At 69.3% G+C, this 25,069-nt stretch carries 19 protein-coding genes; 13 read left to right on the top strand and 6 right to left on the bottom strand.

Annotated elements, in window-relative coordinates; translation table 11 throughout:
* Positions 1-27 precede the first annotated feature (27 nt).
* On the top strand, positions 28-354 hold the full coding sequence (locus ACWPKK_RS25895; protein ID WP_452010166.1) for a DUF1244 domain-containing protein: 327 nt from the start codon (positions 28-30) through the stop codon (positions 352-354).
* A 67-nt stretch (positions 355-421) separates the two neighbouring features.
* Here the strand turns inward: ACWPKK_RS25895 and ACWPKK_RS25890 are convergent, their stop codons facing one another.
* Entirely contained in the window at positions 422-1,048 is a 627-nt protein-coding gene (locus ACWPKK_RS25890; RefSeq protein WP_452010163.1) for a glutathione S-transferase family protein, read from the bottom strand.
* An 82-nt stretch (positions 1,049-1,130) separates the two neighbouring features.
* Positions 1,131-1,940 (bottom strand): substrate-binding periplasmic protein, encoded by an 810-nt coding sequence (locus ACWPKK_RS25885; RefSeq protein WP_452010160.1) that lies wholly within the window; start codon positions 1,938-1,940, stop codon positions 1,131-1,133.
* Positions 1,941-2,207: 267 nt separating this feature from the next.
* Between ACWPKK_RS25885 and ACWPKK_RS25880 the strand changes: the two genes are divergently transcribed.
* Together ACWPKK_RS25880 and ACWPKK_RS25875 are read left to right on the top strand one after the other, a co-directional pair.
* Positions 2,208-5,720, top strand: a complete 3,513-nt coding sequence (locus tag ACWPKK_RS25880) for a response regulator (RefSeq protein WP_452010158.1) — start codon at positions 2,208-2,210, stop codon at positions 5,718-5,720.
* Positions 5,721-5,852: 132 nt separating this feature from the next.
* Complete coding sequence (locus tag ACWPKK_RS25875; protein WP_452010155.1) at positions 5,853-6,767, top strand: response regulator; 915 nt, start codon at positions 5,853-5,855, stop codon at positions 6,765-6,767.
* A gap of 105 nt (positions 6,768-6,872) precedes the next feature.
* Here the strand turns inward: ACWPKK_RS25875 and ACWPKK_RS25870 are convergent, their stop codons facing one another.
* Together ACWPKK_RS25870 and ACWPKK_RS25865 are read right to left on the bottom strand one after the other, a co-directional pair.
* The gene (locus ACWPKK_RS25870; protein ID WP_324869014.1) at positions 6,873-7,178 is read right to left on the bottom strand and encodes an STAS domain-containing protein; all 306 of its coding nucleotides are present in this window, start codon (positions 7,176-7,178) and stop codon (positions 6,873-6,875) included.
* Positions 7,179-7,280: 102 nt separating this feature from the next.
* On the bottom strand, positions 7,281-8,942 hold the full coding sequence (locus tag ACWPKK_RS25865) for a diguanylate cyclase (RefSeq protein ID WP_452010151.1): 1,662 nt from the start codon (positions 8,940-8,942) through the stop codon (positions 7,281-7,283).
* A 265-nt stretch (positions 8,943-9,207) separates the two neighbouring features.
* Here ACWPKK_RS25865 and ACWPKK_RS25860 point away from each other — a divergent pair, with 265 nt between their 5' ends.
* Positions 9,208-10,434 carry an ISAzo13 family transposase gene (locus ACWPKK_RS25860; protein WP_452006970.1) on the top strand — a complete coding sequence of 409 codons (1,227 nt, stop codon included), beginning with the start codon at positions 9,208-9,210 and terminating at the stop codon, positions 10,432-10,434.
* A 4-nt stretch (positions 10,435-10,438) separates the two neighbouring features.
* Here ACWPKK_RS25860 and cobD read toward each other — a convergent pair whose 3' ends face one another.
* Positions 10,439-11,503 (bottom strand): threonine-phosphate decarboxylase CobD, encoded by a 1,065-nt coding sequence (cobD, locus tag ACWPKK_RS25855; protein WP_452010148.1) that lies wholly within the window; start codon positions 11,501-11,503, stop codon positions 10,439-10,441.
* A 69-nt stretch (positions 11,504-11,572) separates the two neighbouring features.
* On the opposite strand from cobD, the gene cbiB reads away from it, so the two are divergent.
* On the top strand, positions 11,573-12,535 hold the full coding sequence (gene cbiB, locus ACWPKK_RS25850; RefSeq protein WP_452010146.1) for an adenosylcobinamide-phosphate synthase CbiB: 963 nt from the start codon (positions 11,573-11,575) through the stop codon (positions 12,533-12,535).
* A gap of 33 nt (positions 12,536-12,568) precedes the next feature.
* On the opposite strand, the gene ACWPKK_RS25845 is transcribed toward cbiB, so the two are convergent.
* Complete coding sequence (locus ACWPKK_RS25845) at positions 12,569-13,162, bottom strand: hypothetical protein (protein ID WP_452010143.1); 594 nt, start codon at positions 13,160-13,162, stop codon at positions 12,569-12,571.
* Between the two features lie 158 nt (positions 13,163-13,320).
* On the opposite strand from ACWPKK_RS25845, the gene ACWPKK_RS25840 reads away from it, so the two are divergent.
* The 8 genes from ACWPKK_RS25840 to ACWPKK_RS25805 all read left to right on the top strand — a co-directional run bounded on the left by ACWPKK_RS25840 (position 13,321) and on the right by ACWPKK_RS25805 (position 25,042).
* Positions 13,321-15,660, top strand: a complete 2,340-nt coding sequence (locus tag ACWPKK_RS25840) for a hybrid sensor histidine kinase/response regulator (RefSeq protein WP_452010140.1) — start codon at positions 13,321-13,323, stop codon at positions 15,658-15,660.
* Positions 15,661-15,810: 150 nt separating this feature from the next.
* Positions 15,811-18,621, top strand: coding sequence for a penicillin acylase family protein (locus ACWPKK_RS25835; RefSeq protein WP_452010138.1), 2,811 nt, complete (start codon positions 15,811-15,813; stop codon positions 18,619-18,621).
* Positions 18,618-19,832 carry a threonine ammonia-lyase gene (locus ACWPKK_RS25830; RefSeq protein ID WP_452010136.1) on the top strand — a complete coding sequence of 405 codons (1,215 nt, stop codon included), beginning with the start codon at positions 18,618-18,620 and terminating at the stop codon, positions 19,830-19,832. Before ACWPKK_RS25835 ends, ACWPKK_RS25830 begins: the two co-directional genes overlap by 4 nt.
* A 381-nt stretch (positions 19,833-20,213) precedes the next feature.
* Positions 20,214-21,026 carry an ABC transporter ATP-binding protein gene (locus ACWPKK_RS25825; protein WP_452010767.1) on the top strand — a complete coding sequence of 271 codons (813 nt, stop codon included), beginning with the start codon at positions 20,214-20,216 and terminating at the stop codon, positions 21,024-21,026.
* Positions 21,016-21,888 (top strand): ABC transporter permease, encoded by an 873-nt coding sequence (locus tag ACWPKK_RS25820; RefSeq protein WP_452010133.1) that lies wholly within the window; start codon positions 21,016-21,018, stop codon positions 21,886-21,888. The genes ACWPKK_RS25825 and ACWPKK_RS25820 overlap by 11 nt, the downstream gene beginning before the upstream one ends.
* Complete coding sequence (locus ACWPKK_RS25815) at positions 21,885-23,012, top strand: ABC transporter permease (RefSeq protein ID WP_452010130.1); 1,128 nt, start codon at positions 21,885-21,887, stop codon at positions 23,010-23,012. The genes ACWPKK_RS25820 and ACWPKK_RS25815 overlap by 4 nt, the downstream gene beginning before the upstream one ends.
* A 56-nt stretch (positions 23,013-23,068) precedes the next feature.
* Complete coding sequence (locus ACWPKK_RS25810; RefSeq protein ID WP_452010127.1) at positions 23,069-24,085, top strand: ABC transporter substrate-binding protein; 1,017 nt, start codon at positions 23,069-23,071, stop codon at positions 24,083-24,085.
* 198 nt (positions 24,086-24,283) lie between these two features.
* Positions 24,284-25,042 carry a GntR family transcriptional regulator gene (locus ACWPKK_RS25805; protein ID WP_452010125.1) on the top strand — a complete coding sequence of 253 codons (759 nt, stop codon included), beginning with the start codon at positions 24,284-24,286 and terminating at the stop codon, positions 25,040-25,042.
* The last annotated feature ends 27 nt before the right edge of the window (positions 25,043-25,069 follow it).

The following is a 25,069-nucleotide window of genomic DNA, read 5'->3' as shown; positions in this document are numbered from 1 at the left end:
CAAGAAAACCGGAGGAGTAGAGACCCCATGGCCGATCTGGACCACCAGACCCGCATCGAACTGGAAGCCGCGGCCTTCCGTGGCCTGGTCGAGCACCTGCACAGGCGCACCGATGTGCAGAACATCGACCTGATGAATCTCGCCGGCTTCTGCCGCAACTGCCTGTCCAAATGGTATGCGGCGGCGGCCAAGGAGCGCGGCGTCGCGCTGTCCGACGAGGACGCCCGCATCGCCGTCTACGGCATGCCCTATTCCGAATGGAAGCAGAAGCACCAGAAGGACGCCACCCCCGAACAGCAGCAGAAATTCGAGGACACCAAGCCGCTGCACGCGGAGATCAGCGGGCACCGGTAAGGCGCGGCGGTGGGAAGCAAGCCCCCTCCCCTCCCATGCTGACGCATGGGAGGGGCGGGGCACCGGCTCAGGCGCTGATCGAAAAGGGCTGCACCACCGCCTGGAACTCCGCCATTGCCTCGCAGGCGTCGGAATGCGCGGCAAGCGCCGGCCAGCGGGCGCGGTCGAAGACAGCGGGATGCGCTTCGCCGACGAAGCGCAGGGCACAGCCGGCGGCGATGTCGGTATGGCCGATCCGCTCGCCGAACCACCAGGGTCCCGCCACAGCGGCACGGTCGGCCTCCAGAACGTCGAGGACGGCGCCGATCTGGCCGGTGCAGCGCTCCACCCACAAATCCGACCGCTCCTTGTGCAGGACCCGTTCATAGACGAGGCTGACCGCCTTGTCCGCCAGCCCGGTCGACAGCGCGCAGAGCTTAAGCGCCCGGCGCCGCTCCGCACCCTGGCGGGCGATCAGCGCCCGGTCCGGCCCCGCGACCTCGTCGAGATGGTCGAGGATGGCGCCGCTCTCGATCAGCACCTCCCCGTCGTCCAGCACCAGCGTCGGCACGCGCTTCAACGGGTTGAAGCGCGCGAGCTCCGCCCCGTCGGAGAAGACCGACCAGGGCCGGTGCTCGTAGGCCATGCCGTAGAGCCGCAGAGCGACGGCGACGCGGCGGACGAAGGGCGAGTCATACTGTCCGATCAGGATCATCGACGGTTCCCCAGGGTGATGCTGGACCACGCCACATATCCTAAACCGGATCGTTCCCGCGGACGCATTCTGATGGCGCGGTTCAGTCCCGCGCCACGATGGGGGTCAGCTTGTAACGGGCGGCGATGCTCTCCAGCCGGCCGTCGGCCTTGATGGCGGCGACGAAGGCGTTGACCCGCTCCAGCCAAGCCGCGTCGCCGGGCGCCACCGCATAGGCATAGGGCGTCGGCTGCACCGGCATGTCCGGCACGACCAGCCGTGCCCAGGGGTGGAAGGCCAGCATGCGCTGACCATAGGGATAATCGGTCAGAAAGGCGTCGGCGCGGCCGGCCTGCACCTCCTCCTCGCGCTCCTGCGGGCGGGTGACGGCGACGATGCGGGCGGCCTTCATCGCGCTGCGGGCGTAGCCGTCCATATAGGTGTCCTTCTGAACCGCCACGACATTGCCGCCGCGGTCCAAATCCTCCCAGCGGCGGATGGTGTCGTTGGTCTGGGTGGTCACCGCATAGATGCCGCTGCGCAGATAGGGCTGGCTGAAGGCCACGCGCTGTGCCCGCGCCGGGGTGGCGCCGATGGCGAACATGCCGATGTCGCAGCGGTCGGCCAGCAGATCGTCGATGAAGCGGGGAAAGCTGCTCTCCACCACCGCCAGCTGCACGCCGAGATCGTCGGCAAAGGCCTGCGCCAGTTCGGCGTCCAGCCCCTCCAGCGCGCCGGTCCGCGGATTCCGGAACGAGATCGCGTAGTAATCAGGCCAAGAGCAGACACGAAGTTGCTTCTGCGCTGCAATTTTCTGAAGTCTCCCATCCTGCGCCATTGCCGGAGCGGTGTTGCCGACAGCCAGAAGGACCAGAATTGTGCAGCAGACAGCCCAAAGGATCCGCGTCGCCATGTCACACCTTTCGTTAACCACTCGACCCTGTTCTTCATCATCGCCGCGCAATGCCATGCGGCGGGAGCGGCATCTTAGCATCGACCGGTTGCAAGCGGCAGTGGATGCTTGGCGTATGGTCCGCGTACCTGCTATTGTCACGAGTACCAACGTCGGCCAGGCACCGGGCCGTGTGCGGATGACCGCGCCTGCCCGACCCAACCGTTCGACCACACCTGACCGTCCGGAACGCAAGCCCTGTCCTCGCCCCCAGCAAAAGCGGATCTGATGGGTCTTTTCCAGAAGCGCGGCGGCATCATCGCCTTTGCCCTTCTGGCCGTCTTCGCCCTGCTGGTCAACCAGGGACAGCAGCTGAGCGCCGCGCGCAAGGCGGCGCTCGACACCGCGGAGATCAATCTCGCCAGCCTCGCCGCGGCGCTGGAGGTGTCGACCACCCGCACGGTGCAGTCGGTTGACGTCACATTGTCGGCGATCGTCGATTCCCTGTCCGACGCCAGCTGGACGGGCGAGGATGGCCTGCCCGGTGCCGATCTGGCGGCGCTTCTGACCGACCGGCTGCGGCGGTCGCCGCACCTGCGGGGCCTGACCCTGCTGGACCGCACCGGCCGCATCCTGGCCACGACCGAGGGCGCGCATCCCGCCGACGCCTACCTGACGGAGTTGGACGCCTTCCGCCTGCAGGCCGCCGGCCAGGGCAGCGGGCTGGTGATCGGCGATCCGCGGCCGGGACGCGGCCTGCTGGACCGCGCGGCGGGGGGCGAGCGGTCCGGGCGCTGGCTGCTGCCGATGAGCCGTGCGCTCCGCGATGCCGACGGCATGCTGCAGGCGGTGGTCGTCGCCACCGTCAATCCCGACTATTTCCAGGGGCTGTACCGCGCGGTCCAGGGCGGCGACGCGGCCGGGGTGGGCGACCGCATCGCGCTCTATCGCTATGACGGCACTCTGCTGACCGTCCAGCCGCAGGCGGGGGAGGAGATCGGCCGCTCCTTCGCCGCGACGCCGCTGTTCCGCGAGCGCCTGCCGCAGGCCGAGTACGGCGTGTTCCGCCATTCCGGCACGGATATCGGCGCCGGTCCCGACACGCGCATCGTCGCTTACCGGACGACACCGGTCTGGCCGCTGGTGCTGACGGTCAGCGTGCGGCAGGACGCCGTGCTTGTGAGCTGGCGCGACAATCTGTGGATGGCGACCCTGCTTTCGGGCGGCATGATCCTGCTGCTCGGGCTGTTCGGCCTGCTGCTGGCGCGGTCGCTGGCCGCCCAGCGCCGCCAGGGCGAGGAGTTGGAGGAGGCGAACGCCCGCCTGTCCGCCATCGTCGACACCGCGGCGGAGGGCATCGTCACCGCCCGGCCCGACGGGGTGATCGAAGCCGCCAATCCGGCCGCCCACGCCATCTTCCGCTGCGCGCCGGGCGGGCTGGTCGGTCGGCCGGTGACGGGCCTGCTGCCGGCCGACAAGCGCGAGGCCACCGCCCGCACCCTGTCGGAGATCGCGCGAGGCGGCCGCCCGATGGACACCTCCATCCGCGGAGAGACCATGGCGATGAGGCCGGTGGCGCAAGCGGAGAAGGCGGAGGGCGAAGAGAGCTTCCCGCTGGCCTATTCCATGGCGCTGGTGAAGACCGCGGCCGGGCCGCTCTACGCCGCCATCCTGCGCGACCTGACGGAAGAGAAGCGGCTGGAGCACACGCTGCGCGACGCCAAGGAGCGGGCGGAGGACGGGCAGCGCATCAAGATGGAATTCCTCGCGACGATGAGTCACGAGATCCGCACCCCGATGAACGGGGTGATCGGCATGGCCGGGCTGCTGCTCGACACGCCGATGGAGGCGGAGCAGCGCACCTACGCCGAGACCATCCGCGATTCCGCCGAATCGCTGCTGGTCATCATCAACGACATCCTGGATTTCTCGAAGATCGATGCCGGCCGCCTGGATCTGGAGGTCGGCGAATTCGAACTGGTGCCGATGGTCGAAAGCGTGGCGGAAATCCTGGCGCCGCGCGCGGCGGCCAAGGGCCTGGACCTGGCCAGCTTCGTGCCGCCCGGCCTGCGCGGCACCCTGCTGGGCGATGCCGGGCGGCTGCGGCAGATCCTGCTGAACCTCGCCGGCAACGCGGTGAAGTTCACCGACAGCGGCAGCGTCACCATCCTGCTGGGCGAGGAGCCGGCAGATCCCGGCCAGCCGCCGGGGGACGGCGTCCGCGTCCGCTTCGAAGTGCGCGACACCGGCATCGGCATCCCCGAGGAGGAACGCCCCCGCCTGTTCGCCATGTTCACCCAGGTCGATTCGTCCCCCGCGCGGCGTCATGGCGGCACCGGCCTGGGGCTGGCGATCTGCAAGCGGCTGGTGGAACTGATGGGCGGCCGCATCGGGGTGGAGAGCCAGCCGGGCGCCGGCAGCACCTTCTGGGTGTCGATCCCGCTGAAGCGCGGCGCCGGCAGCGCCCATCCCCCGACTCCCGCCGGCAACTGGGCCGGGCGCCGCCTGCTGCTGGTCGACGACATCGCGGTCAACCGCGACCTGCTGACCCGGCAGCTGGACGGCTTCGGCATCGTGACCGAGACCGCGGAGAACGGCGAGCAGGCGCTGGACCGTTTGGTCGCCGCCGCTCTTGCGGGCCGTCCGTTCGACGCCGCGATCCTCGACCACCGCATGCCGGGCCTAACCGGGCCGGAGGTGGCGCAACGCATCCGCTCCATCCCGGCGCTGGCCGGGATCCGTCTGGCGCTGGCCTCCTCCCAAAGGCTGGAAGGGCAGGAACCGGAGCGGGCACCGGTCGACACCCATCTGCCGAAGCCGATCCGCTTCAGCACGCTCTGCCAGTGCCTCGCCCGCCTGCTGGAGCCGCAATCGGGGCCAAGCCGATCAGGACCGGAGGCGAAAGCCGCGGAGCCGGCGCCTGACTGGCCGGCACCCGCGCGGACCGGCAATGTCGTCCCCCTCCCCACCCGGACCCCGGCCGGTCCGGCGGCTCAGCCCGACGGCAAGCCGCGGGTCCGGGTGCTGGTGGCGGAGGACAATCCCGTCAACCAGCAGCTGACGCTGGCGCTGCTGCGCCGTGCCGGCCACAGCGCGGAGGCGGTGTCCAACGGCGAGGAGGCGGTGGAGGCGGTGGAGGCCCGCCGCTACGATCTGGTGCTGATGGACGTCCAGATGCCGGTGATGGACGGGCTGGAGGCGACGCGGCGCATCCGCCGGCTGTCCGGCCCGGCCACGCGCATTCCCATCGTGGCGCTGACCGCCAACGCCATGCAGGGCGACGCCGCCATCTGCCTGGAGGCCGGCATGGACGATTATCTGTCGAAGCCGATCAATGCCCGCAAGCTGCTGGACACCATCACCCGCTTCGTGAAGCCGGCCGGGGGGGAGGATGGCGGCCCCGGCGGCGAGACCGCCGGCCCGCCATCCTCTCCGCCGGCCGAACCGGAACCGGCCACCGTCAACGCGGAGAAGATCGAGGAACTGCGCGACGCCCTGGGCAAGGACGGCTTCGCCCTGCTGCTGGACACCTTCTTCAGCGACAGCCCCATGCATCTCGACCTGTTGCGCGGCGCCATCGACCGCGGCGACTGCACCGACATCGAGCGGGAGGCGCATATCCTGAAGGGCTCCGCCGCCAATGTCGGCTTCGATCGGCTGGCCGCCACCGCCCATCATCTGGTCACCGCCGCCCGCCGCCGCGACCAGGATGCGCTCACCCCCGCCGCCGGTGCCCGCGTCGCGGAGGAGCTGGAGGCCGCCCGCCGGGCGGCGGCGGCGCTGGAGGCACCCGTCGGCTGAAAAGCGCCTTACCCGGATCGCGAATCATGCTGCGGCGCAATGCCGCCGGTGATTGTGCGATAGGCGCAGTTTCAGTAAAATGCAGCGGATTTCATCCTCTCCCTGTCGAGAACCGCTGGAGCCAAGCCGACCATGGCCGATGCCGTCACCGCTCTGGTCGTCGATGACGAGGAAATGACCCGCGCCATCGTCGCCGGGTATCTGTCCCGCATCGGCTACCGGACGCTGGAGGCGGAGACCGTGGCGCAAGCCTGGGAGATCCTGTCGGCCAACGGGGCGGCGATCCATGTGGTGCTGCTCGACCGCCGCCTTTCCGACGGCGACGGGCTCGAGCTGTACGAACGGATGAAGGGCGTGCCGGAGTTGGCCGGCATCCCCGTCATCGTGCAGACCATTTCCGACAGCAGTGCGGAGATCGCGGCGGCGATCCGCGCCGGGGTGTTCTATTACCTGATCAAGCCCTATGACGGGGCGCTGCTGCGGTCCGTCGTCCGCGCGGCGGAGGAGACGACCGGCCGGCTGAAGAGCCTGCAGGGCGACCTGCGCTCCCGCTCCGACGCCATCGCGCTGCTGCGCGATGCGCGTTTCCGCTTCCGCACCCCGCAGGAGGCGCAGAACCTCGCCATCGCCCTGTCGTCGGTCGCCTCCACCGGGCACAGCCTGACCTTCGGCCTGTCGGAAATCCTGGTCAACGCGGTGGAGCACGGCAATCTCGGCATCGGGTTCGAGGCGAAGGGCCGGCTGAAGGCCAGCGGCATGCTGTCCCGCGAGATCGAAGCCCGGCTGACCTCGTCCGAGCACCGCGACAAATACGCCACCCTGCATGTGGAACGCAGCGACAGCCGCGTCATCTTCACCGTCACCGACATGGGACCGGGTTTCGATTTCAACCGCTATCTGTCGGTCGATGCCACCCAATCGCACGCCACCCACGGCCGCGGCATCGCACTGGCCCGCATGGTCGGGTTCGACCAGCTGACCTTCGTCGGCACCGGCAACCGGGTGGTGGGGATCGTCAATCTGGACCGGAGCCAGGGCGGGGAGTAGCGGTTGGAATGCGATCGGTTCGGACGGAATCGTCTGAAGCGTGAATCGCACGGAAGATCAAAAGGCCAGAGTCCATCAGATGCTCCAATAAGCATCTGATGGACTCTAGAACTCGCAGGGGATGATGGTGTGGAACTCCGAGCTCTCGATCAGCTCGCGCACCTGTCCACGAGGATGCTTCAACCGGAAGGTGACGCCCGTCCGCCTTGCCGCATTGTTCGCCAGCACGAGCAGCCCGAGCCCGGCGGAGTCGATGTAATCGACGGCGGCGAGGTTCAGGACGCAGTCCGCCACGACGCCCGTCTCCCAGCCGGCGATGATCTCGCGGAACCCGGAATCGGCCTCGAACGTCATCTGGCCGCGAAGCTCCAGTTCACGCAGTCCGCCGCTGTCATGCACCGTGTAGTCCATGCCCCGATCCGCCGTTGCATCCGGCCCCATCCACACACCCGGGCATGGCGGAGCCCGTCACGGCCACGTTAGCAGAACAGCCGCGGAGCACCAACCCTGAGCCTACATTCCGGGCTCGAACACCGCCACCCGGTTGCGGCCGAGGTGCTTGGCGCGGTAAAGCGCGAGGTCGGCGCGGTGGATCGCCCGCTCCAGCGTGTCGGTGGCTCCCTCCAGCCCGGCGATGCCGATGCTGGCGGTCAGGCGGAAGGTGCCGTCCGGCGCCTCGATCGGCATGCGGGCGAGGTGACGGCGCACCCGCTCGGCCACCACGCGGCTTTCGTCGGCGGTGGCGCCGGGCAGGACCACCACGAACTCCTCCCCGCCCAGCCGGCCCAGCAGGTCGTATTCCCGCAGGATCGCCTGACAGCCGGCGGCGACCATGCGCAGCGCGTCGTCGCCGGTGGCATGGCCGAAGGTGTCGTTGATCCGCTTGAAATGGTCGACGTCCAGCACGAAGACCGACAGCGGCTCGTGGAAGCGGTGGGCGCGGGCCAGCTGGGAGCGGGCCAGCTCCATGAAGGAGCGGCGGTTGTAGATGCCGGTCAGCGGATCGCGCGAGGCCATGTCGCGCAACGCCTCTTCCATGCTGCGGCGTTCGGTGTAGTCGTAGATCCAGGCCAGATTGACCGGCACGCCCTGGATCACCGCCTGGTTGACGGTGAACAGCGTCCAGAAGGGCGACCCGTCGGCCCGCTTGAACTGGACCTCCATGTTGGTGACCCCGCCGCCGCCGCGCAGACGTTCCAGGACGCGCAGGCGCTGGTGGCTGTCCAGGTAATAGTCGCGGGCGCGGCTGCCGATCAGCTTCTCCCGCGGCAGGCCGATCAGTTCGGCGAAGCGGGTGTTGACGAAGATGATCCGCCCGTCGTCGCGGCGGGAAACGGAGACGCCGATCGGGCTCTGCTCCAGGATCGCTTCCAGCCGCTCCTCGTTCGGGCGGGTTTCCGTCAGTTCGTGAATGGCGCCGACAATACCCATCGCATGGCCGGACTGGTCGCGGAAGGCGGCCTTGGTCAGGTTGACCATGCGCATCGCGCCCTCCGCCGTGCGGACCGGCGCCTCGTACTGGATGCTGCCCTCCCGCTCCATCACGGCGCGGTCCTGGCCGACATGCTCCCTCGCCATGTCGGGGCCGGTCAGCGCGAAGGTGGTCCGTCGCAGCATGTCCGCCCTGCTGATGCCGGTGAGGCGCGTGAAGGCATCGTTGACCGCGATGTACTGGCCGTCGGCATCCTTGACGAACAGCGGCACCGGCGCCGCTTCCAGCAGGGCATCGACCATCGGCATTCCGGCGGGGCCGGGGCGGGAGGGGGCGCCATCGCCGGCCACCTTCTCCTGACGGCACAGGGCGTCGACATCCGTCACCGTCAGCATCCGCAGCGCGTCCGCACCCTGACCGTCGGCGTCGGGATCAGGGGACGGGTCGGCGGGCAATGGTGTTTCCGCCACCGTCACCCAGCGGACGGCGCCATCGGCCCGCCGCGCCGGCCATGCCTGCGGCAGACCGCGGTCCAAGTCGAACTCGCACAGGCTCCGCCCCGGCAGCCCGCCCGGCTCGCAGCCGAGCAGCCCATGCAGCGTAGGGTTGGCGTAGCGGATCATCCCCGAGGCCGTGACGATGCAAACCCCGACCGGCAAACGGTCGTAGGCCGACCATGCGGAGTCCCGCATGTCCTGCACGCCACGGTCGGAGATCATTGCCATGCTATCCGAAACCAGCATGGCACACAGTGTCCCATAGAATTTTATTTCCCTACAACGTCGGCGCGACCCTAAGGGGTCGAAGTGCTCCGGCCAGACTTCTAAAAACAGTTGAGTGTATAAAATTTTCGGCGATTGTTCAAGGTGCTGACTTTTTGCTTGGTTGCACCGCCCCAACCTTGTCTCCGCCTTGTTCTTAGGAGCTGAGCCAAAATAGATGAATCGACCGGGCTTGCTGTGCGGTCGGGGATTCTCAGGGGGCGTCGGGGTCGGTAGACTCGTCGGCATGATTGATGAAGCCGTGCTGCGCCGCCAATATGCCCTTTTGCGTCCGAGCCTGGACGAGCGGGGCCGCCGTCTGTTCGCCGCCACCCAAGCGCAGGCGCTCGGCCGTGGCGGGATCGCCGCGGTGGCACGGGCCACCGGGATCGCACCGAGCACCATTGGGCGCGGTTTGAAGGAGATCGCCGCTGGCGTAGCGCCGTCTGGGCCACGGTTACGGCAGCCGGGCGGTGGGCGCAAGCGGTTGACTGACAGGGATCCGCTGCTGGAGCGCGCCCTGCTGGAGTTGGTCGGGCCGATGACGCTGGGCTGTCCGGAGCGGCCGTTGCTATGGGTGTCCAAGAGCCTGGAGAAGCTGGCGGCGGCCTTGCGGGACAGAGGTCATCGGGTGTCGGCCAACTCGGTGCGCCGCCTGCTGCGTCGGCTCGGCTTTTCCCGTCAGGGCAACCGCAAGGCCAACGAGGGGCGCGGCCATCCCGACCGCGACGCACAGTTCGAGCACATCAATGCCCAGGTGCTGACTTTCCAGGCCGCCGGCGCTCCGGTCATCTCGGTGGACACCAAGAAGAAGGAGTTGATCGGCCCCTACAAGAATGCTGGAACCGACTGGTGCCCCGAGGGGAAGCCGCGCCGAGTGAACGTGCACGACTTCGAAGACAAGGAGCGCGGCAAGGCCATTCCGTACGGCGTCTACGACGTCGCCGAGAACGCCGGGTGGGTGAGTGTCGGGGTGACCCACGACACCGCCCAGTTTGCTGTCCAGTCCATCCGTCGCTGGTGGCAGACGATGGGACAGGCCCGCTACCTGCAGGCCCGCACCCTGATGATCACCGCAGACGGTGGCGGCTCCAACGGCAGCCGGGTCCGGCTGTGGAAGGTGGAATTGCAGAAGCTGGCTGACGAAACCGGCCTGACCATCAGCGTCTGCCATTACCCGCCGGGCACCTCGAAGTGGAACAAGATCGAGCATCGCCTCTTCTGTCACATCTCGCAGAATTGGCGCGCTCGCCCACTGACCAGCCGGCTCGCCATCGTCGAACTGATCGCCGCCACCACCACCAAAACGGGCCTGACGGTTGCCTGCGAACTCGACACCGCAGACTACGCCAAGGGTATCAAGGTAGCAGACGCCGAGATGGACGCTCTCGCCATCACCCGAAACGCCTTCCATCCCGAGTGGAACTACAACATCGCTCCCCGAGCAGAGATAAACGCACTTATTTTGGCTTAGAGCCTTAGGTCCCGTGCCGGTCGAGTGCGACGCTAAGTCGCTGCCAAGCCTCCTCCGGACCGGGCAGGCCGAAGCGCAGCCAGTCCGGCCGCCGTTCGAACCGGCGCACCAGGATCCCGGCCTCCCCCAGCGCGCGATAGAGATCGGGTGCCCGCCGATCCTCGACGAGGCAGAACAGCGCGGTGCCGCCGACCACATTCAGGCCGGCAGCGGACAGCAGGCGGCGCAGCCGCGCCATCGCATCGTCCAGCATGCCGCGCGTCCCTGCGATCCAGTCGCCGTCGCCGAGCGCCGCCGTGGCGATGGACAGGCCGGGGCCGGACACCGCCCAGGGGCCGACGGCGTCGCGCAACGCCGCCGCCAGCCCGGCCGGCGCCAGCGCGATCCCCAGCCGCAAGCCCGCAAGCCCGAAGAACTTTCCGAAGGAGCGCAGGACCACCAGCCCCGGCCGGCCGGCGAAACGGGCGACGCTCTGCTCCGGTTCCATGTCGGCGAAGGCCTCGTCCACCACCAGCCAGCCGCCGCGCGCCGCCTGCGCCTGTACCAGTTCCAGCAGCCGCTCCGGCGGCAGGAGCCGGCCATCCGGGTTGTTGGGGTTGACCACGACCAGTACGTCGGCGGCGGAAGTGCCCACCCCATCCACGCCATCGACGCCGCGCACCTCATGGCCGGCCAGCGTCCAGCAGCGGGCATGCTCGGCATAGGTCGGCTCCACGACCGCCACCAATCCGGGCGGCAGCAGGCGGGGCAGAAGCTGGATCAGCGCCTGCGAACCGGACGCGGCAGCCACCAGTTCCGCCGACGGCGCGCCGTAGCAGGCGGCGGCGGCGGCGCGCAACGCCTCCTCCTCCGCCCGGCCGGGCAGCCGGGTCCAGGCCTGCGGCGGCACCGGCGGCAGCGGGTAGGGCCAGGGGTTGATGCCGGTGGACAGGTCGACCCAGGGTTCGGGCGCCGACGGGAAGGCGGCGCGGGCGCCGTCCAGGTCGCCGCCATGCAGCAGCTTGCCGCCTCCGCCCGCCCCGCCCCCACCCGTCACGCGCGGCTTGGTCACCGTGCTGTCTTCGGCCATGATCGCGCCTCCTTCACACCCACCCTCGCGCGGCCAGCCGGCCGCCCCATCCGCTGGAACGTCCCGCCCGTGCCGCTTCATCCCTTCCTGCTCGCCGCCGCGCTCGTGATCGAGGCGGTGGCCGGCTATCCGGACCCACTCTATACCCGCATCCGCCACCCGGTGGTGTGGATCGGTGCGCTTATCGCGCAGCTCGACGGCGCACTCAACCGCGAGGACGACGGTTTTGGCCGGCGCAAGGCATTCGGCGTGCTGGCGCTGGCGGTGCTGCTGCTGACGGTGGGGGGTGTGGCGGTGGCGGTGGCCTGGGCCTGCCGGTTGCTGCCCTTCGGCTGGCTGATCGAGGCGGCGCTCGCCTCCACCCTGCTGGCCCAGCGCAGCCTGCACGACCATGTGGCGGCGGTCGGCGACGGCTTCCGCACCGGCGGGCTGGAGGGCGCGCGCAAGGCGGTGTCGATGATCGTCGGCCGCAACCCCGCCACGCTGGACGAGCCGGCCATCGCCCGCGCCGCCATCGAAAGCCTTGCGGAGAACTTCTCCGACGGGGTGGTGGCGCCGGCCTTCTGGCTGCTGGTGGGAGGGCTGCCGGGACTGGCGCTCTACAAGGCGATCAACACCGCCGACAGCATGATCGGCCACCGCACGCCGCGGCACGAGGCCTTCGGATGGGCGGCGGCCCGGCTGGACGATCTGGTCAATCTGCCGGGCTCCCGCCTGACCGCCCTGCTGCTGGTCGGGGCGGCCCGGATGATGGAGGGGGCCGACCCGCGGCAGGCGTGGCGGTCCGTGCGGCAGGATGCCCGCCGCCACCGCTCCCCCAACGCGGGCTGGCCGGAGGCGGCGATGGCCGGCGCGCTCGATTTGCGGCTGGGCGGTCCGCGCGTCTATGGCGCCACCCGCATCGACGATGTCTGGCTCGGCGCCGGCCGCACCGCCGCGACACCGTCCGACATCGGCCGCGCGCTGGCGCTCTACCGCCGCGCCTGCGGTCTGCTGATCGGCGGGGCGCTGGTGCTGGCGCTGCTGGGCTGATCCGCTGAGCCGATCCGCTGGGCTGCTGATCCGTCACCGCCCCGCCGCCCGCCGCACCATCAGGAAAATCCGGCGCGCGACTCGCCGCAGCCCGCGCAGCAGGCGGCGGGCGGCCCGGACCGGGGCGGTTTCCTTCAGCCAGGCAAGCCATGCGGTCACCCACCCGTAGCCGCGGGCGAACCAGCCGATGGTCAGCAACTTCGGCTTGGCGATGTGGAACAGCCGCTCCACCAGGGTGATCTTCACCAGCTCCGCACCGGCAATCACGGCGGCGCCGGCCAGCGGCCGCCCGGTGGCGAACAGCCACGCCCCGGCCGGCTTCGCCGGTTCCAGCAGGGCCAGCGGCACCAGGACGAGCATCAGCGACGGGTAGGGTCCCAGCCCGGCGATCCAGGCGCCGATCCAACGGCCGATGCGCGCGAAGACCGGAAGTTGCGCGATCCGGCGCAGGATGGGCCGCACCACCCAATAGGCCAGCGCATCCAGAAGGAAGTACACCAGTGCCGCCAGCGTCCCCACCGGACGAAGCAGGCGGCCCGCCGACGAGCCGGAACGGGAGCGCGAAGGAGCCGACCGTTCGGGAGAATCGGGGCCATGTGGCTGCCCGGAGGAGGAGTGCCTGATCATCCGTCATATCCCGCCGGACGGCGTAGGTCGCAGTCTACCACCAAGGCGAGCCTTTCGTTCGTGGGAAGGGACTGGCACTGTCCCCCCAATTGTCTCCGCACATATGCAAACGATATCGCTACAAACCCGATCAGTCCGTACAACTCACCACGAACCCCGTGCCCGGCCAATACGACCCACTGCTCGTCGCCTTATCCTACGTCATCGCCGTCTTCGGCGGTTACGTTGCCCTGGATTTGGCGAATCACGCCCGCGTCAGCGAGGGCAGTCTCCAAGGTGGCGGCCGCGGCGACGTGCGTCGGCTGGCCGGTGCTGCGCTGGCGCTGGGCGCCGGGATCTGGTCGATGCACTTCATCGGCATGCTGGCCTACCGCAGCGACGTGCCGATCGGCTACGACGCCGGTCTGACGGCTCTTTCCTTCCTGCTGGCGGTCGCCGTATCTGGTGCCGGGCTGTTCGCGGTGGCCCGCAACCGGCCGCGCCGCTTCACCCTCGGCGTTGCCGGAACACTCACCGGTCTCGGCATCGTCAGCATGCACTATGTGGGAATGGCGGGCATGCGCATGGACATGGAACTGTCCTACGACCTCCTTCTGGTCGCCGTCTCCGTCGTCATCGCCATCGTCGCCTCGACCGCGGCCTTGTGGCTGGCCTTCCGCACCCGGCGCCCGCTGCAGCGCGCCGCCGGCGCCGTCCTGCTGGGACTGGGCGTGGTGACGATGCATTATACCGGCATGGCCGCGGCGGGCATGGAGCCGGTTACGGAGTTGAGCGCCGCCGGACAGGTCCTGGCGCCCGCCCATCAGGCAGGACACCAACCGGAGATGACGGCCACGGGCCAGGGAATCGCGTTGTCCTCCACCCTTCTCGCCATCATGACCGGGCTCGGGACGCTGCTTCTTCTGTGCCTCGCTTTGCTGTCCTCCCTGCTCGACCGCCGGCAGCAGGCGGACCGCTCGGCGGAGCAGGAGGCGCGCTACCGCGCCATCGTCGACACCGCGGTCGATCCCATCATCCTGATCGACGACCGCGGCACCGTGCAGTCCTTCAACCATGCCGCGGAGAAGACCTTCGGCTATCGCGCCGACGAGGTGATCGGCCGCAACGTCAACATGCTGATGCCGGAGCCCTACCGCACCGCCCATGACGGCTATCTCGACCGCTACCACCGCACGGGAGAGCGGCGGATCGTCGGCATCGGCCGCGAGGTGGAAGGGTTGCGCAAGGACGGATCCACCTTCCCGCTCGACCTGTCGGTCGGCGAATGGCATGTCGGCAAGCGGCGCATGTACACCGGGATCATGCGCGACATCACCGCCCGCAAGGCTGCGGAGGAGGCGATCCTGCGCGCCCGCGACGAGGCGGAAGCCGCGAGGATCGAGGCGTTGCGCGCCCGCGACGACGCCCAGCGCGCCGACCGCGCCAAGACGAAGTTCCTGGCCGCCGCCAGCCACGACCTGCGCCAGCCGCTGCAGTCGCTGTTCTTCTTCGCCCACGCGTTATCGGACAAGCTGGAGGACCACCCGACCGCCCCGCTTCTGGCCAGCATGACCGAATCGCTGACCGGCCTGCGGGTGATGCTGGACAGCCTGCTGGACGTCTCGCGCCTGGATGCCGGGGTGGTGAAGCCCGGCGTCACCGACTTCGCGCTCGGCCCCCTGCTGGACCGTCTGGCGGAGGAGTATCGCATCCGCGCCGCCGAATCGGGCCTCGTGCTGCGCCACGTCCCGACCTCCGCCTGGACCAGCAGCGATCCCGCCCTGCTGGAGCGCATCCTGCGCAACCTGATCGAGAACGCGATCCGTTACACCGAGCGCGGCCGCATCCTGCTCGGCTGCCTGCATCGCGGCGGCGGGCTGCGGCTGGCAGTGCTGGACCAGGGCATCGGCATTCCCGCCGACAAGACCCAGGACATCTTCCAGGAGTTCACCCAACTCGCCAACCCGGAGCGCGACCGGCGCAAGGGCCTCGGCCTCGGGCTGGCGATCGTGCGGCGGCTGGCCGGGCTGCTGGAACACGAGGTGGCCGTGCGCTCCACGCCACAGCGGGGCAGCGGCTTCTTCCTCGACCTGCCGGCGGCGGTGCCGCGCCCGATCCCGAAGCCGGTGCGTCTGCCGGTGGAGCCGGCCCGTGCCAAGGGCCTGATCGTGGTGGTCGACGACGACACCATCATCCTGCTGAGCATGCGCGCGATGCTGGAGGAATGGGGATACGACGTGGTGGCCGCGGTGTCGGCCGACGAGGCGATCGAATCGCTGCTTAATCTGGGCCGGCAGCCGGCGATGATCGTCGCCGACTACCGCCTGCGCGAAGGCCGGACCGGCGTGGAGGCGATCCGTGACATCTACGGCGTCTGCGGCGTGCGCGTTCCCGCCGTGGTGCTGACCGGCGACACCGACCCCGCCCGCATCGCCGAGGTCCAGCGCAGCGGCCACCGCCTGATCCACAAGCCGGTATCCGCCCCCATGCTGCGGGAAATCCTGACTTCCGCAGCCTGAGGGGCAGCCTGAGGGTTCAGGTCCGAAAAAGCGTTCGCCTCCACCCATGCAGCCCTGGACGCACAGGCGGCCGGGAACTAGCATCCGCCACCCGAACGAGCCCCCGGCGGCCCCCGCCCGTCGCCGCCCCATTCTCTCCCACGGACTGTGATGCTGCGCCGTTCCCTGATCCGCGCCGGCGAGACCTGCGCTTTCCACCTCCGCGCCGCCCTGGCGCGTGCGCTGTCCCGCCCCGCTCCTCCGCCTGCCGCGCCTCCTCCCGTCGGCTATCCGCCACACCAGACGCAGCAGGGGCCGGTCCAATATCCGGGCGCGCCCTATCCCGGCGCCCCCTATCCCCAGGCGCCGCAGCAGCCGGTCCATCCGTCCAACGGCTATCCCCCGGGCGGCTATCCGCCCGCCCCGCCCCCCTATCCGCAGCAGCCCGCTCCGCCCCCCGTTCCGCCCCATGGCGGCCAGCCGGCCTACGGCACGCAGCCTCCCTATGCCCCGCCTCCGCCGAACCGCCCGCGCGTCCGCCTGCCGCGCTTCCGCCTGCCGCGCGGGCGCTGGGGCAAGGTCGCGGCGGTCGCCGGGGTGCTGGTGCTGGTGCCGCTGGCGGCTCTGCTCGGCACCTATCTGTGGATGCGGGCGCAGCAGCCGCAGACCAGCGGCACCGTCGCCATTCCCGGCAGCGGCGCCCCGGCGGAGATCGCCCGCGACGGCCAGGGCGTCGTCCACATCTTCGCCGCGACCGAACGCGACGCCTACCGCGCGCTGGGCTATGCCCACGCCCAGGACCGGCTGTGGCAGATGGAGACGATGCGCCGGGCCGGCGCCGGCCGGCTGGCCGAGCTGATCGGCATCAAATACGGCGACTTCGCGCTGCGCACCGACCGGCTGATGCGCACGCTGGGGGTCCGCCGCTCGGCCGAGGCGATGGCCGCCACCCTGTCGCCCGATGCCCGCGCCGCCTTCGACGCCTATGCCGAGGGCGTGAACGCCTATCTCGATACGCGCTCCGAAGCGCTGCCGCTCGAATTCCAGCTTCTGCGCCACACGCCGGAGCCCTGGACCGTCGCCGACAGCCTCGTCTGGGCCAAGTTGATGGCGCTGCAGTTGTCCGCCAACTACCGGGACGAGCTGTTCCGCTCCCGCGTGCTGGAGCGGCTGTCGCCGCAGCAGATCGACGACCTGTTCCCGCCCGACGCCCCGGGATCGCCCACCACGCTGGCCGGCGAGCTGCGCGGCATGGACATGCGGGACATGGTGCGCCGCACCCTGGCGGCCCTGCCGCAGATGGGCTTCGACACCGCATCGAACGAATGGGTGCTGACCGGTGCGCGCACCACCACCGGCAAGCCGATCCTCGCCAACGACCCGCATCTGGGTCTGGAGGCGCCGATCCTCTGGTATCTCGCCCGCATCGTGACGCCGGGCTTCACCAGCGCCGGGGCCACCGTGCCGGGCGTGCCGCTGACCATCCTCGGCCACAACGGCAAGGTCGCCTGGGGCTTCACCACCACCCACAGCGACACCCAGGACCTGTTCGTCGAGAAGACCGACCCGCAGGACCCGGCCCGCTATATGACGCCCGACGGCAGCGAACCTTTCGAGACACGGGCAGAGACCATCGCCGTCGCCGGCGAGGCGTCGCAGACGCTGACCGTGCGCAGCACGCGCCACGGCCCCGTCATCTCCGACCTCGACACCGCGCCGGCTGATGGCGCAGGCGGAAACGCGCCGGGCCCGGTGCTGGCGCTGTCCTTCCCCGGCCTTGCCGACGACGACACCAGCGCCGAGGCTCTGTACCGCCTGAACCATGCCGCGACGGCGGAAGCCGCGCGCGACGCGCTGCGCCTGCATGTCGCCCCGCAGCAGAACGTCGTCTATGCCGACGTGACCGGGGAGGTCGGCTTCATCACCCCCGGCCGGGTGCCGATCCGCCGCAAGGGCGACGGGCGCGTGCCGGTTCCCGGCTGGACCGGGGAGTATGACTGGACCGGCTTCCTGCCCTATTACGCGCTGCCGCAGGCGGTGAACCCGCCGTCCGGCCAGTTCGTCAACGCCAACAACGCGGTGGTCGGGCGCGATTATCCCTACCGCCTCGCCACCGAATGGCCGGACCCGTCGCGCGCCAAGCGGATCGTCGAGATGCTGGGCGCCGGGCGCCATTCCGTCGAGGACGTGGCGCGCCAGCAGATGGACATCGTCTCGCTGCCCGCCCGCGACTTCCTGCCGGAACTGCTGAAATACCCGACGCCTCCGGGCCTTGCCAGCGACGCGGCGGCGCTGCTGCGCGGCTGGGACGGGCGGATGGACCGCGAGCGGCCGGAACCGCTGATCTTCACCATGTGGCTGCGAGAGTTGGTGCGGGCGGTCTTCGCCGACGAACTCGGTGCCGATTTCGCTTCCTACTGGGACCTGCGACCGGAGGCGCTGCGCCGGGTCATCCACGAGCGGCCGGAGTGGTGCGACGACGTCAGCACCCCGCAGAAGGAAAGCTGCGCCGACATGATTGGCCGCTCGCTGGAGACCGCGGTGGCGGCGCTGGCCGAGCGCCACGGTTCCAGCCCGAAAAGCTGGCGCTGGGGCGATGACCACAAGGTGGCGCTGGCCCACCGGATGCTGAGCCGCCTGCCGCTGATCGGCGGGACCGCGGACCTGTCGGTGGAGACCGACGGCGATTACTTCACCGTGAACCGCGGATCGACCACCATCCGCGATTCCGCCAACCCGTTTCGCCATGTCCACGGGTCCGGGTTCCGCGCGGTCTATGATCTGGCCGACCTGGACAATTCCCGGTTCGTGATCGCCACCGGCCAGTCCGGCAACATCTGGTCCCGCCATTGGGGCGATCTGGTGGAGATGTGGCGCGATGGCGGCGCGTTGCGTCTGGCCGGCGACCGTGGCACGCTGGTCTCGGCAGGGGCGGAGGTGCTGACACTCACACCACGCAACACCGGGACAAGCAACAGATGACCATAACTCTGGAGGACGTGCGCGCCGCTGCGGCGCGCATCGCGGGGCATCTGCCCCGAACGCCCACGGTGCCGGCGCCCCGCCTGGGGGACATGGCGGGATGCCGGATGCACCTGAAGCTGGAGAACCTGCACGCCACCTCCTCCTTCAAGGAGCGCGGCGCGCTGAACAAGCTTTTGTCGCTGGGCGAGGCGGAGCGCCGCGCCGGCGTCATCGCCATGTCCGCCGGAAACCACGCCCAGGCGGTGGCCTGCCATGCCACCCGGCTCGGCATCCGTTCCACCATCGTCATGCCCGGCTTCACCCCCTTCACCAAGGTGGAGCGCACCGAGAATCTGGGCGCCACCGTCGAGCTGCATGGCGAGACGCTGAGCGAGGCCGCCGCCTTCGCCCAAGACCTCGCCGCACGCGACGGGCTGACCTTCGTCCATCCCTACGACGACCCGCTGGTGGCCGCCGGCCAGGGCACCGCGGCGCTGGAACTGCTGGAGGACGTGCCGGATCTCGACGTTCTGGTGATCCCCATCGGCGGCGGCGGGCTGATCGCCGGCATGGCGACGGCGGCCAAGGCGCTGCGGCCTGACCTGGAAATCGTCGGCGTCCAGTGCAGCCTCTACCCCGCGGTGCGGCAGGCGCTTGCCGGACAGCCGATCACCTGCGGCGGCGCCACGGTGGCGGAAGGCATCGCGGTGAAGGCGCCCGGCGCCCTGACCCTGCCGATCATCCGCGCCCTGGTCGACGACGTGGTGGAGGTGGGCGAGGCGCGGCTGGAGGAAGCGGTCTACCGCCTCGCCACCGTGCAGAAGCAGGTCGCCGAAGGGGCCGGCGCCGCGGCGCTCGCCGCCGTGCTGGAGGAACCGGAGCGCTACCGCGGCCGCAAGGTCGGCATCGTGCTGTCGGGCGGCAACATCGACTCCCGCATCATGGCGCAGGTGCTGATGCGCGGGCTGGTCTATGAGGGCCGCATCGTCCGCCTGCGCATCGGCATCACCGACGCCCCCGGCGCTCTCGCCCGCGTCACCCGCCTGCTGGGCGAGGCCGGCGCCAACATCGTCGAGGTCCACCACCAGCGGCTGTTCCACAATGTGCCGGTGAAGATGGCGGAGGTCGACGTGGTCCTGGAAACCCGCAACCAGACCCATGTCGACGCGTTGATCGCCCGCATGAAGGACGCCGGCTACCCGACCACGCTGATGGTCGAGGTGGGGTGAGGGCCAGTACTGTCGCACTTGAATACCGTTCGGCAAGAAAGCCCCTCTCCCCTTGCGGGAGAAGGGCCTACGCAACGAAGGGCACCTGATCAAATCTGAAGTGCGATAGTACTGGCACTTCTCCAATGCCTGAAAATTGACCAGCCGGATAGACTCGGCCCGTAAATTGTGCGTCTGCCGGAACAGCACCCGGCCCGCGCATTGTCCATCCCGTCAGTTCCTGTCCCGGCAGACAGGTTTTCCCTCAGCGAAAACAAAGCGCTGTTCCTTTACATCAGTCCCCTCGTTCCGTCTGGCTCGCTTCTTGCTCCCGTTCCCCGCGAGAGACGTCAACGCGAAGGGACGAACGCCGTGCCAGCCGCCCAGCCCGCACCGCTCACTCTGGTTCCGCCGACCGCCGAACCGGCGCCGCGCACCATCGTCGACATCCGCAACCTGACCCTGACCTATCAGGCCGCCGACCATCCGGTCTACGCGCTGAGCGACGTCAGCCTGTCCATCGCCAAGGGCGACTTCATCTCGCTGATCGGCCCCAGCGGCTGCGGCAAGACCACGCTGATGCGGGTGGTCGCCGACCTGGAGCAGCCGACCTCCGGCGAGGTAACCGTCAACGGCATGACGCCGGAACAGGCACGGCTGAAGCGCGCCTACGGCTACGTCTTCCAGGCCCCGGCGCTCTATCCCTGGCGCAGTGTGGAGCGCAACGTCATGCTGCCGCTGGAGATCATGGGATTGCCCAAGGCCGAGCGGCATCAGCGCGCCCGCGAACAGTTGGCACTCGTCGGCCTGTCGGGCTTCGAGCGCAAGTTCCCCTGGCAACTGTCCGGCGGCATGCAGCAGCGCGTGTCCATCGCCCGCGCGCTGGCCTTCAATCCCGACCTGCTCTTGATGGACGAGCCGTTCGGCGCGCTGGACGAGATCACCCGCGACCACCTGAACCTGCAGCTCACCCGCCTGTGGCTGGAGACGCGCAAGACCTGCATCTTCGTCACCCACTCCATCGCCGAAGCCGTGTTCCTCTCCACCCGCATCGTTGTGATGAGCCCGCGGCCCGGCCGCATCCTCGACATCATCGACTGCGACGGCGACCTGCCGCGCGAGCGCACTCTGGACATCCGCGAAAGCCCGGAGTTCCAGCGCATCGCCCACCGCGTCCGTGAAGGGCTGATGGAGGGCCACAGCTATGACGACTAAGGGCTCCCTGCCGGTGACGGTCATGGCGCTGGCGGTTCTGGTGCTGTGGTACGCGGGCGCCGTCTGGCTGAACGCGCCGATGGCGACCGATGCGCTGAACCGTGCCGGCCAAAGCTGGACCACCGCCGACCTGATCCGCGCCACGCTGGCGATGAAGCGGCCGATCCTGCCGACTCCGGATCAGGTGGCGCTGGACCTCTACACCTCCCTGACCGGCCATCCGGTGACCAGCATCCGCAACCTGCTCTACCACACCGGCGTCACCGCCGGGGCGGCGCTGGCCGGCTTCGGCATGGGGGTGGTGCTGGGCGTGGCTTTGGCGGCGGGGATCGTCCAGGCGCGCACGCTGGAATCGAGCCTTCTGCCCTGGGTCATCGCCTCCCAGACCGTGCCGATCCTCGCCATCGCGCCGATGATCGTGGTGATCCTCGGCAACATGGGCTTCACCGGGCTGCTGCCCAAGGCGATCATCGCCATGTATCTGTGCTTCTTCCCGATCACCATCGGCATGGTGAAGGGGCTGCGCTCCGCCGATCCGCTGACGCTGGATCTGATGCGGACCTACAGCGCCGGGACGGCCCAGACCTTCCGCCTGCTGCGCCTGCCGGCCTCGCTGCCCTACCTGTTCACCAGCCTGAAGATCGCGGTCGCCGCCAGCGTCGTCGGCGCCATCGTCGCCGAGCTGCCGACCGGCGGGCAGGCGGGGTTGGGCGCGCGGCTGCTCTCCGGCTCCTACTACGGCCAGACCGTGCAGATCTGGAGCGCGCTGGTGATGGCCGCGCTGCTGAGCGTCACGCTGGTCGCCGCGGTGGGCCTCACCGAGCGGGCGCTGGTGCCGGGCGGCCGCGGAGGTGCGCGATGAGCCTTCCGCAAACCCGCCCCACCATGGCCCGCCCCACCATGGCCCCTTGGCCGCTGGTGATGCTGGCCGCCCCGTTGCTGCCCTTCGCCGGACAGGGCGGCACCGCCCTGTTCCTGCCGCAGCTTCCCATTGCGCTGGCCCTGTTCGCGCTGACCGTTACAACGATCCTCGCCCGCCGCCTGCCCGGCTCCACCCTGGGCGAGGCCCTGCTCTTGCTGGTAGGTGTCGCCGCCGCCTATCCCGCACCGCTGGTGCTGCTGAACCAGGGCTACGGGCTCGCCCAGGCCGGCGGACTGTGGGTCTGGCTGGCAGGCGCCACGCTGCTGCTGTGGCGGGTGCTGGCCCTGCTGGCGGAGGTCAGCGGTCCGGCGCGGCTGGCCGGGCCCGCCCTGTTCGGGCTGGCGCTGGTGATGCTGTGGGAGATCCTGACCCGCGGCTTCCAAGTGCCGACCATCCTGCTGCCGCCGCCCAGCGCGGTGCTGTCCGCCTTCGCCGTCCATGCCGCCGACCTGTGGGACGATTTCCGCCAGACGGTGCTGGTCTCCGTCTTGCGCGGCTATCTGATCGGCTGCGGCGCCGGATTCCTCGTGGCGATCCTGGCCGACCGGGTGCCCTTCCTGGCGCGGGGGCTGCTGCCGCTCGGCAATCTCGCCAGCGCGGTGCCGGTGGTGGGCATCGCGCCGATCATGGTGATGTGGTTCGGCTTCGACTGGCAGTCCAAGGCCGCCGTCATCGTGGTGATGACCTTCTTCCCCATGCTGATCAACACGCTGGCCGGGCTGCAGAGCGCCGAGCGCATCCAACTGGACCTGATGCGGTCCTACGGCGCCGGTTACTGGCGCACGCTGGCGATGCTGCGGCTTCCCTGCGCCTTGCCCTTTTTGTTCAACGGACTGAAGATCAACTCAACCTTGGCCCTGATCGGGGCCATCGTCGCCGAGTTCTTCGGGACGCCGGTGGTGGGGATGGGCTTCCGCATCTCCACCCAGGTCGCCCGGATGAATCTGGATGTCGTGTGGGCGACCATCGCCGTCGCCGCGCTCACCGGATCGCTGCTCTACGGCGCATTGGCGCTGGCGGAGCGGCGCGTCACCGCCTGGCACCCGTCTTTGCGCAAACGCTGACCGACTTTCCGTCCTTCAAGCCAAACCAAACTCCAGCCAGAAGAGGATCGAACGCGATGAAGACCCTTGCCTCCGCCGTCCTGCTCGCCGCCACCGCGCTCACCGGCCTCGCCGGCTGGGGTGCGCCGGCCGCCGCCGCCGATCCGCTGACGCTGCAGCTGAAATGGGTCACCCAGGCCCAGTTCGCCGGCTATTACGTCGCGGCGGCCAAGGGCTTCTACAAGGACGCCGGGCTGGACGTCACCATCAAGGCCGGCGGTCCCGACATCAACCCGACCCAGGTCATCGCCGCCGGCGGCGCCGACGTGATCGTCGACTGGATGCCGTCGGCGCTCGCCAGCCGGGAAAAGGGCGTGCCGCTGGTCAACATCGCCCAGATGTTCCAGAAGTCGGGCATGATGCTGACCTGCCGCAAGGACGCCAACATCAAGGATCCGAAGGACTTCAAGGGCAACACGCTGGGCGTCTGGTTCTCCGGCAACGAATATCCGTTCCTGTCCTGGATGAGCAAGCTCGGCTATTCCACCTCCGGGTCCAGCCCCGACGTGAAGGTGCTGAAGCAGGGCTTCAACGTCGATCCGCTGTTGCAGAAGCAGGCGGCCTGCATCTCCACCATGACTTACAACGAGTATTGGCAGCTGATCGAGGCCGGCATGAAGGCCGACGAGCTGACCGTCTTCAAATACCAGGACCAGGGCGTGGCGACGCTGGAGGACGGCCTCTACGCCACGGAGAAGTCGCTGGCCGATCCCAAGGTGGTGGCGAAGCTGGCGAAGTTCGTGAAGGCCTCGGCCAAGGGCTGGGAATATGCCGCCAAGAACCAGGCGGAGGCGGTGAAGATCGTGCTGGAGAACGACACCACCGGCGCCCAGACCGAGGAACACCAGACCACCATGATGCAGGAGGTCGCCAAGCTGGTCGACGGCGGCGCCAAGGGAACCGGCTATCTCGACCCGGCCGACTTCAACCGCACGGTGGACATCCTGATGTCGGGCGCCTCGGCGCCGGTGATCTCCAAGAAGCCGGAGGGTGCCTACAGCCACGCGGTGTTCGACGCGGCGGCCAAGCTGTAAGAAGCGTTACCCCCACCTAGCCTCCCCCGATGGGCGGGGGGAGGCTAGGTGGGGTCTAACTCCGCACAGACCCCCTCCCCATCTCCCCACCGCACAAGACAGGCGTGCATTTCTATCGGCAAAAGACTTTCCGCATGAGGAGCGTAAGAGATATATTAGTAAGCACGGCGTCACGCCGCTGACATGAACGGATCGAACATGGACACCAACGCGGGCGATATGAATCTGGCGGATGCGACCGCACCGGCGCGCCGCCGTCGCCGCCGGCCCGCCAGCGCCACGGCACGGCCGGCCCATCGCGGCACCACCGTGTCGGGTACGATCTACCGCGATCTGCGCGACGACATCGTCTCATTGCGCCGCAAGCCGGGCGAACCCCTGATCGAGAAGGAGGTGGCCGATACCTACGGCGTCAGCCGCACACCCGTGCGCGAGGCGATGCTGAAATTGGCCGACGAAGGGCTGGTGGAGGTGTTCCCGCAATCCGGCACCTTCGTCGCCCGCATCCCCTTGAGCGCCTTGCCCGAGGCCATCGCCATCCGCCGTGCGCTGGAAGAGGCGACGGTGCGCTATGCCGCCGAACAGGCGACCGGCAGCCAGGTGGCACGCCTGCGCGCCAATCTGGAACTGCAGCGGGAAATGCAGGAGGCCGGCAATTTCGACGGCTTCCACGATGCCGACGAGGATTTCCACGCGCTGCTGGCGGAGATGTCGGGCTATCCCGGCTTCTGGACGCTGACCCAGCAGGTGAAGCGGCAGGTCGACCGCTACCGCCACCTGACGCTTCCGGTCACCGGCCGGATGGAAAAGGCCCTTGCCGAACACAGCGCCGTCGTCGAGGCGATCGCCGCCCGCGATCCGGACCGCGCCGTCGCCGAGTTGCGCCGCCACCTGACCGACCTTCAGCTGGGCATCGCCGACGTCCAGCGGACCAATCCGCAGTATTTCACCAGCTGAAGCCGGCGGAGGAGAGGGCGACGCCCC

It is taken from the genome of Azospirillum largimobile (assembly GCF_977007025.2).
The sequence above is the reverse complement of the archived record's forward strand: the minus strand, read 5'-3'. Positions and strand labels throughout refer to the sequence as shown.